Here is a 6,222-nt window from a genome sequence, read left to right on the forward strand (position 1 = left end):
CCAGGATTGTGTGTGTGGGGTCGTTCGTTATTCTCCCCCCGCCCCGGCCGCGCGCCCCCCCCCCCCCCCGCGCCCCCCCCGGGAACTCTGCTTTCACCTGCTCAACTGCTTGAACTTCCGTACCGCCAGCGGCAGGAACAGCAGCGAGACCGCCAGCGGCCACACCACCGCCATCAGGATCGCGTGCTGCTCAACCCAGCTCGCGCCGCCCGCGCCCGGGTTGCCGAACAGTTCGCGTGCCGCCGTGCCGGTGGAGGACACCGGGTTCCACGCGGCGATCGGCGCCAGCCAGTCCGGCATCAGCGACGGCGCCACGAAGACGCTGGAGATCATGGTGAGCGGGAAGGCGACCGCGTAGAGGCCGCCCGCCGCCTCCGGGGTCGGGACGACGAGGCCCAGGTAGACGCCCACCCAGATCAGGCTGAAGCGCAGCAGCAGGAGGAGGCCGAAGGCCGCCAGGGTCTGCGGCAGGCCCGCGCTCGACCGCCAGCCGATGGCCAGCGCCGTCAGGGCGAGAATCGTCAGCTCGGCGCAGGCCACGATGAGGTCGGCGAGGCCGCGCCCGGACGCCACCGCCGACGGCGCCATCGGCATCGAGCGGAAGCGGTCGATGACGCCCTTGGTGGAGTCGGTGACGACGCCCATCGCGGTGTTCATGAAGCCGAAGGCCATGGTCATCACGAACATGCCGGGCATCAGGAACTGCTTGTAGTCGCCGTCCTCGCCGCCGCCGGGCACCTTCATCGCCTCGCCGAAGACGAAGCCGTACAGGAGTACGGAGATGATCGGGAAGCCCAGCTGCCAGGCGATGTTGATCGGTTGGCGCCGGTAGTGGGTGAGGTAGCGGCGGGTGATGTTCCAGGAGTCGGCGAGCGCCCAGTAGAGGCGCCCGCGCGAGGTGTCCGCGGTCAGTGCGACGCTCATGCCGCCTCTCCGTCCTTCTCGTCGTTCTTCTCGTCGTTCTTCTCGTCGTTCTTCTCGTCGTTCTTCTCGTCGTTCTTCTCGTCGGCATCGGTCAAGGGCTCCGGGGGCGACTCCGCCCGGTGTCCCGTCAGCCGCAGGAACACGTCGTCCAGGCTCGGCCTGCGCAGGCCGATGTCCTCGATCGCGACGCCCTGGTCCTGGAGCGTCCGCGCCACCTCGGTCAGCGCGCCGACCCGGTCCGTGACGTCCGCCTGGACGCGGCGTTCCAGGGCGTTCGTCTGCGGTACGCCGTCGGCCACGCGGGACACGGCCGTCCATGCCGCCGACAGGTCGGCGGCATCGCGCACCACGACCTCCAGGCAGCTGCCGCCCACCGTGGACTTCAGGCCGTCCGGGGTGTCGTCGGCGATGGCGCGGCCCTGGTCGATGACGGTGATCCGGGACGCCAGTTTGTCGGCCTCCTCCAGATACTGCGTGGTCAGCAGGACCGTTGTGCCGTCCGCGACCAACTTCCGTACGGTGTCCCAGACTTCGAGGCGGCTGCGCGGGTCGAGTCCGGTGGTCGGCTCGTCCAGGAAGAGGACGGCGGGCGCGAGGATCATCGAGGCGGCGAGGTCGAGCCTGCGGCGCATGCCGCCGCTGTAGTCGCCCGCGCTCTTGTCGGCCGCCTCCACCAGGTCGAACTGCTCCAGGAGCTCCTGGGCGCGGCGCGCCGCGCGCCTGCCGCCCAGATGGAAGAGGCGGCCGAACATCTCCAGGTTCTGCCGGCCGCTGAGCACCTGGTCGACCGCCGCGTACTGCCCGGTGAGGCCGATGCGGGCGCGTACGGCATCGGGGCTGCGGACGACATCGGCTCCCGCGACCTCCGCGCGCCCGCCGTCGAGCCGTACCAGTGTCGAGAGGATGCGGACGGCGGTGGTCTTGCCCGCGCCGTTCGGCCCTAGCAGTCCGTGCACCGTGCCGCGCGCGACCGTGAGGTCGAAGGCGTCCAGGGCCTTCTTCTCGCCGTAGCGCTTCTCCAGGCCCTCGGCCCGTACCGCGTAGTCGTTCCCGTCCATCGCTGCCCCTCCAGCCAGTCCCGCCACAAGCAAGCCCTACGCCCATGAGTACGGCGTACTCAATTGAGAGTACACCGTACTCAGTTTTGCGGGTACACCGTACCCAATTGCTTCTCGGACCATTAGGCTGAGCGCCATGACGAGCACGAACGGCGGCGACGTCCAGCGCACCGGCAGCGACATCACCCGCAGCCTCGACATGCTCTGGGGCAGCGGCGACCGCCCGGCGCGGGGCCCCAAGCCGGGGCTCACCCTGGAGCGGATCGTCACCGAGGCGGTGCGCCTCGCGGACGCGGAGGGCCTCACCGCGGTCTCGATGCGCCGCCTGTCCACGGAGCTCGGCACCGGCACGATGTCGCTGTACCGCTACGTCCCCGGCAAGGCCGATCTGCTCGACCTGATGCTGGACCGCGTGTACGCGCCCCCCGAGGCCCCCGAGGGCGCGGAACCCTGGACCGGCGGCTGGCGCGAGGGCGTCGAGGAGTACGCCCGCGAGACCCTCGTCCTCTACCGCCGCCACCCCTGGCTGCTCCAGGTCAACCAGGCCCGCCCGGTGCTCGGCCCCGGAGCCGTCGGCGGCCTCGACCGGACGCTGTCCCGGATCAAGCCGATGGGCCTGACCGACCCCGAGCTGATCGGGGTGATCGTCATGACCGAGGGGTACGTCACCGGGGTCGCCCGCACCCAGGTGCAAGAGATCGAGGCCGTGCGCAAGACCGGTCTGACCGACCAGGAGTTCTGGGAGGCGCAGGCCCCGGCCCTCGACAGGATCATGCGCAGCGGCCGCTACCCGTCACTCGCCGGCCTCTCCGAGGACGCGTTCGGCGCGGACTTCGACCACTTCGAGTTCGGCCTGCAGCGGCTGCTCGACGGCCTGGACGTCCTGGTCGCCCGGCGCGAGGGTGAGCAGGGCAACCAGAGAGCGTGACATATCCGGCGATCAGTGCCTCTATGGATGCATGACGCCGAAACCCATGAGCCCAGCGAGCCCCGCCCTCGCCCCGTTCGTGAAGCAGTACACCGTCCTCCTCACGAGCCACAAGAAGGACGGCACGGGCGTGGGCGCCCCCGTCAGCATCGTCGTCGAGGGCGACCACGCGTACGTCCGCACCTACGCCAAGGCGTGGAAGGCCAAGCGGATGCGCCGCAACCCCGAGGTCGAGATCGCCCCGTCCACACTGCGCGGCGCACCGACAGGACCCGAGATCAAGGCGCGGGTACGGCTGCTCGACCAGGGCAGCGAGGAGAACAAACACGCGGCGAAGCTGCTCAGGCGCAAGTACCCGGTACTGCACGGCCTGTTCGTCCCGCTCACCCACAAGATCACGCGGGACAAGACGCTGCACTACGAGGTACGGGTGCTCGGCGAATAGCGCCCCGAAGGGGCGCGGGGAACTGCGCGACCAGCCACTGACGGCCCGCAGACTTCATCCTCAGCGCCGCCGCAACATCCGCTTCAGGCCGACGAAAGCCGCCAGCACAACCGCCAAGGCCAGCGCCCCCACCTTGAAGTCCCCGTCGAGCCCGGAGCCTCCGCCACCCCCGGCATCCGGCCCCGAACTCCCGTCGGCCGAGCCGGAGTTGCCGCCACCCCCGGCGCCTTCCACCTCGACCGGTTCGACCTCACCCTGCTCACCCTCCGTGCCGTACATGAGGGTCGTCCCGTCCAGGGTGTACGACACCGACTCCCCCTGGCCCTGCAGCGGCACGCTCAGCCGCCCCTCGCGCGCCGGCAGCTTCCCCGCGCCCTTCCAGGCGTACGAGACACCGCCCAGATAGCCCCGCAGCGCCAGCTGCTTGCCGTCGGGGGAGAACGCGCCGTCGGTCGTCCAGAGGCCCGTCTTCCCCAGCCGCTTGAACACATTGACCCCGGAGGCGGACATCTGCGCAGGCCCCTCGTACAGGGCCCCGCCCTCCTCCTTCTTGTCGGCGATGTAGATCCGCCCGGTCTTGGGGTGGACCATCAACGCCTCCGCGTCGCGCGCCCCGTCCTCGTACTTCACCGTGTACTGCGTGGCGCGCACGGTCTGGTCGCGGAGCTGCTTCGGCTCGGGCAGCTTGTAGATCCACACGTGGGACCAGGTGCCGCCGAGGTTGTCGCCGATGTCGCCGACGTAGAGGTTGCCGTCGCTGCCGACGGAGACCGCCTCGACGTCGCGCGGCTTCCCGACGCCGGTCATGGTGATCGTCGCGACCGTCTCGCCGGTCTTGCCGTCCACGGCGTAGAGCAGCGCCCCGCCCTTGTCCTGGTCGTTGTGCGTCCAGTAGACGCCCGGGTGGGCGCGGGACGCGGCAAGGCCGCTGGACTCGATGATGCGGGGGTCCTTCATCGTGAACCCGTCGTGGCCGTCGTCGGCGGCGGCCGGAGCGGCGGCGCCGAACAGGACCAGGCAGCCGGCGGCGGCCGCAGCCATGGCAGCACCCATCGAAGTACGCAGTGAACGCATGGCCCAAGACTGCCACCCCGGCGCGGGGCGACGGGCGTCCGGCGGGTGTTGAGCCTCACATCGCAGGCCGGGGCCTCGATCCGGGATGATGAGCGGATGCTCAGGTTCATGTTCGTCGGCGACTCGATGACGATCGGAAGCGCCGGGGAACACACCTGGCGCCACCGGATGTGGCAACACCTGCGGTCCTCGCCGGGCGAGCTCGGCGAGCTCGGTGAGCTCGGCGGCGAGGGCTTCGCCGTCGTGGGCCCGCGTCTGACGCTGCACGACAAGTCCACCGGCGAACCGACGTCGCACGCCTACGCCGACCCGGACTTCCCCCGCAACCACCTCGCGGGCTGGGGCGAGGGCTGGCTGCACATGGCGCCGCAGATCGCCGACGCGGTGACGCGCGACCGCCCCGACGTGCTGCTGATCTCCCTCGGCCTGATCGACCTCGGCTTCTACACGAACGCCGAGCAGACCACGGAGAACATGCGCCGCTTCGTCGCTCAGGCCCGTACGGCCAACCCGCACATCCGGATGGTCATGCTCCCCGTCATACCGAACGTCCGGGCCCGCACGGACGCCCCGTTCGCGGCGGAGGTCGCCCGCTTCAACACGCTGCTCGCGAAGGCGGTCGCCGACCTCGACACGGGTACGTCCCCGCTGCTCCTGGCCTCGTCCCCGGCGTCGTACGACATCGACGTCGACACCTACGACGGGACGCACCCCAACGCCTCCGGCGAGCACCGCCTCGCGGGGGCGTTCGCCGACGCCATGCACCAGGCGTGGGGCGTGGGCGCGCCGTACGCAACGACGCGCCCAGAACTGCTCGACTCACTTACTACCGGCTGAAGTTGGCCTTGAGGGCCTTGAGGCCCGCGATGTCCCACTTTGTGTACTGACCGGCGTACTTCTTGACGCGGTCCTCGCTGCCGCCCTTCGCCCTGCCGTGGCCGCCGTTGGGCGAGCACATGACCGGGGTGTCCTTGCTGCTGTTGCTGACGCACTCGAAGGGGTCGACGGTCTTGTCGGCGTCCGGACCGTCGGCGTTCGCGTGGTCGAGCCCGATCGCGTGCCCGATCTCATGGCTCATCATGTTCGAGACGCGCGCCGGGCCTATCGCGTAGTCCCCCGGCTTCCAGTACTCGCTGTCGACCCATATCCACCCGCCCCACGCGCTCTTGTTGCCGCTCGCGGAGCAGGGGTGCGCCTGGGAGTAGCCCGGCTTGTTGCCGGGCATGAACGGCCGGTACTTCAGGCCGACGGTGATGACGTGACGCTCGGCGGTCGAGCAGGCGTTCTGCTCCTGGTGATAGCCGCTCGCCAGCGTGAACTTGGTCCCCGTGACCGCGGTCAGCTGCGCCGCGGTCTTCTTCAGCTGCGCCCGCAGCTGGGACTCGGCGGTCTTGGTCTGCGCGGCGGTGAGCTTGGTCTCGGAGGCCTTGGGCTTGACGAGATGGATGACGTACGGATCCGGGCTGAGCGACTGGATCCCCCGGTCGGACAGGATCCGCCATCCGGTGCCCTTGTACACGTCCCCCGCGGCGTACGCCGGATTGCTGAGCGCGACGAGCCCCGCGGCGGCGGCGAGCACGCCGACGGAGCGGACGATCTTCTTCATGGTCATGCAGGGATCTTCGCGGAGCGTGCCAACAAGTCCCCAACGGGGGTGGGATCTTGGCCGGCTGCCTGCTTCGAACGCGGGGGGGGGGGGGGGCGGTGCCCCCCCCCCCCCGCCCCCCCCCCGCGCGCCCCCGCCCCCCCCCCCCCCCCCCCCCCCCCCCCCCCCCCGCGCGGGGCGGCGCGCC

Annotated in this window: 7 protein-coding genes; 3 read left to right on the top strand and 4 right to left on the bottom strand. The window is 70.6% G+C overall.

Annotation, left to right across the window (positions count from 1 at the left end; translation table 11 throughout):
* Nucleotides 1-93 precede the first annotated feature (93 nt).
* The gene (locus tag ACFWY6_RS37130; RefSeq protein ID WP_384700071.1) at nt 94-924 is read right to left on the bottom strand and encodes an ABC transporter permease; all 831 of its coding nucleotides are present in this window, start codon (nt 922-924) and stop codon (nt 94-96) included.
* Nucleotides 921-1,982 carry an ATP-binding cassette domain-containing protein gene (locus ACFWY6_RS37135; RefSeq protein ID WP_384700073.1) on the bottom strand — a complete coding sequence of 354 codons (1,062 nt, stop codon included), beginning with the start codon at nt 1,980-1,982 and terminating at the stop codon, nt 921-923. Before ACFWY6_RS37135 ends, ACFWY6_RS37130 begins: the two co-directional genes overlap by 4 nt.
* A gap of 136 nt (nt 1,983-2,118) precedes the next feature.
* On the opposite strand from ACFWY6_RS37135, the gene ACFWY6_RS37140 reads away from it, so the two are divergent.
* Both ACFWY6_RS37140 and ACFWY6_RS37145 read left to right on the top strand, forming a co-directional pair.
* Nucleotides 2,119-2,910 carry a TetR/AcrR family transcriptional regulator gene (locus ACFWY6_RS37140; RefSeq protein ID WP_384700075.1) on the top strand — a complete coding sequence of 264 codons (792 nt, stop codon included), beginning with the start codon at nt 2,119-2,121 and terminating at the stop codon, nt 2,908-2,910.
* 46 nt (nt 2,911-2,956) lie between these two features.
* Nucleotides 2,957-3,355 carry a PPOX class F420-dependent oxidoreductase gene (locus tag ACFWY6_RS37145; RefSeq protein ID WP_384700077.1) on the top strand — a complete coding sequence of 133 codons (399 nt, stop codon included), beginning with the start codon at nt 2,957-2,959 and terminating at the stop codon, nt 3,353-3,355.
* Nucleotides 3,356-3,415: 60 nt separating this feature from the next.
* Here ACFWY6_RS37145 and ACFWY6_RS37150 read toward each other — a convergent pair whose 3' ends face one another.
* The gene (locus ACFWY6_RS37150; RefSeq protein WP_384700079.1) at nt 3,416-4,429 is read right to left on the bottom strand and encodes a WD40 repeat domain-containing protein; all 1,014 of its coding nucleotides are present in this window, start codon (nt 4,427-4,429) and stop codon (nt 3,416-3,418) included.
* A 96-nt stretch (nt 4,430-4,525) separates the two neighbouring features.
* Between ACFWY6_RS37150 and ACFWY6_RS37155 the strand changes: the two genes are divergently transcribed.
* The gene (locus ACFWY6_RS37155) at nt 4,526-5,266 is read left to right on the top strand and encodes an SGNH/GDSL hydrolase family protein (protein WP_384700081.1); all 741 of its coding nucleotides are present in this window, start codon (nt 4,526-4,528) and stop codon (nt 5,264-5,266) included.
* On the opposite strand, the gene ACFWY6_RS37160 is transcribed toward ACFWY6_RS37155, so the two are convergent.
* Complete coding sequence (locus ACFWY6_RS37160; RefSeq protein ID WP_384700083.1) at nt 5,256-6,041, bottom strand: hypothetical protein; 786 nt, start codon at nt 6,039-6,041, stop codon at nt 5,256-5,258. The genes ACFWY6_RS37155 and ACFWY6_RS37160 overlap by 11 nt on opposite strands.
* Between the last annotated feature and the right edge of the window lie 181 nt (nt 6,042-6,222).

Source organism: Streptomyces sp. NPDC059037 (genome assembly GCF_042740015.1).
In the GTDB taxonomy this organism is placed as follows: domain Bacteria; phylum Actinomycetota; class Actinomycetes; order Streptomycetales; family Streptomycetaceae; genus Streptomyces.

Coding starts and splice junctions, on each gene's coding strand:
- ACFWY6_RS37135 (WP_384700073.1), bottom strand. CDS start 1,982: ATGGACGGGAACGACTACGCGGTACGGGCCGAGGGCCTGGAGAAGCGC.
- ACFWY6_RS37150 (WP_384700079.1), bottom strand. CDS start 4,429: ATGCGTTCACTGCGTACTTCGATGGGTGCTGCCATGGCTGCGGCCGCC.
- ACFWY6_RS37155 (WP_384700081.1), top strand. CDS start 4,526: ATGCTCAGGTTCATGTTCGTCGGCGACTCGATGACGATCGGAAGCGCC.
- ACFWY6_RS37130 (WP_384700071.1), bottom strand. CDS start 924: ATGAGCGTCGCACTGACCGCGGACACCTCGCGCGGGCGCCTCTACTGG.
- ACFWY6_RS37140 (WP_384700075.1), top strand. CDS start 2,119: ATGACGAGCACGAACGGCGGCGACGTCCAGCGCACCGGCAGCGACATC.
- ACFWY6_RS37145 (WP_384700077.1), top strand. CDS start 2,957: ATGAGCCCAGCGAGCCCCGCCCTCGCCCCGTTCGTGAAGCAGTACACC.
- ACFWY6_RS37160 (WP_384700083.1), bottom strand. CDS start 6,041: ATGACCATGAAGAAGATCGTCCGCTCCGTCGGCGTGCTCGCCGCCGCC.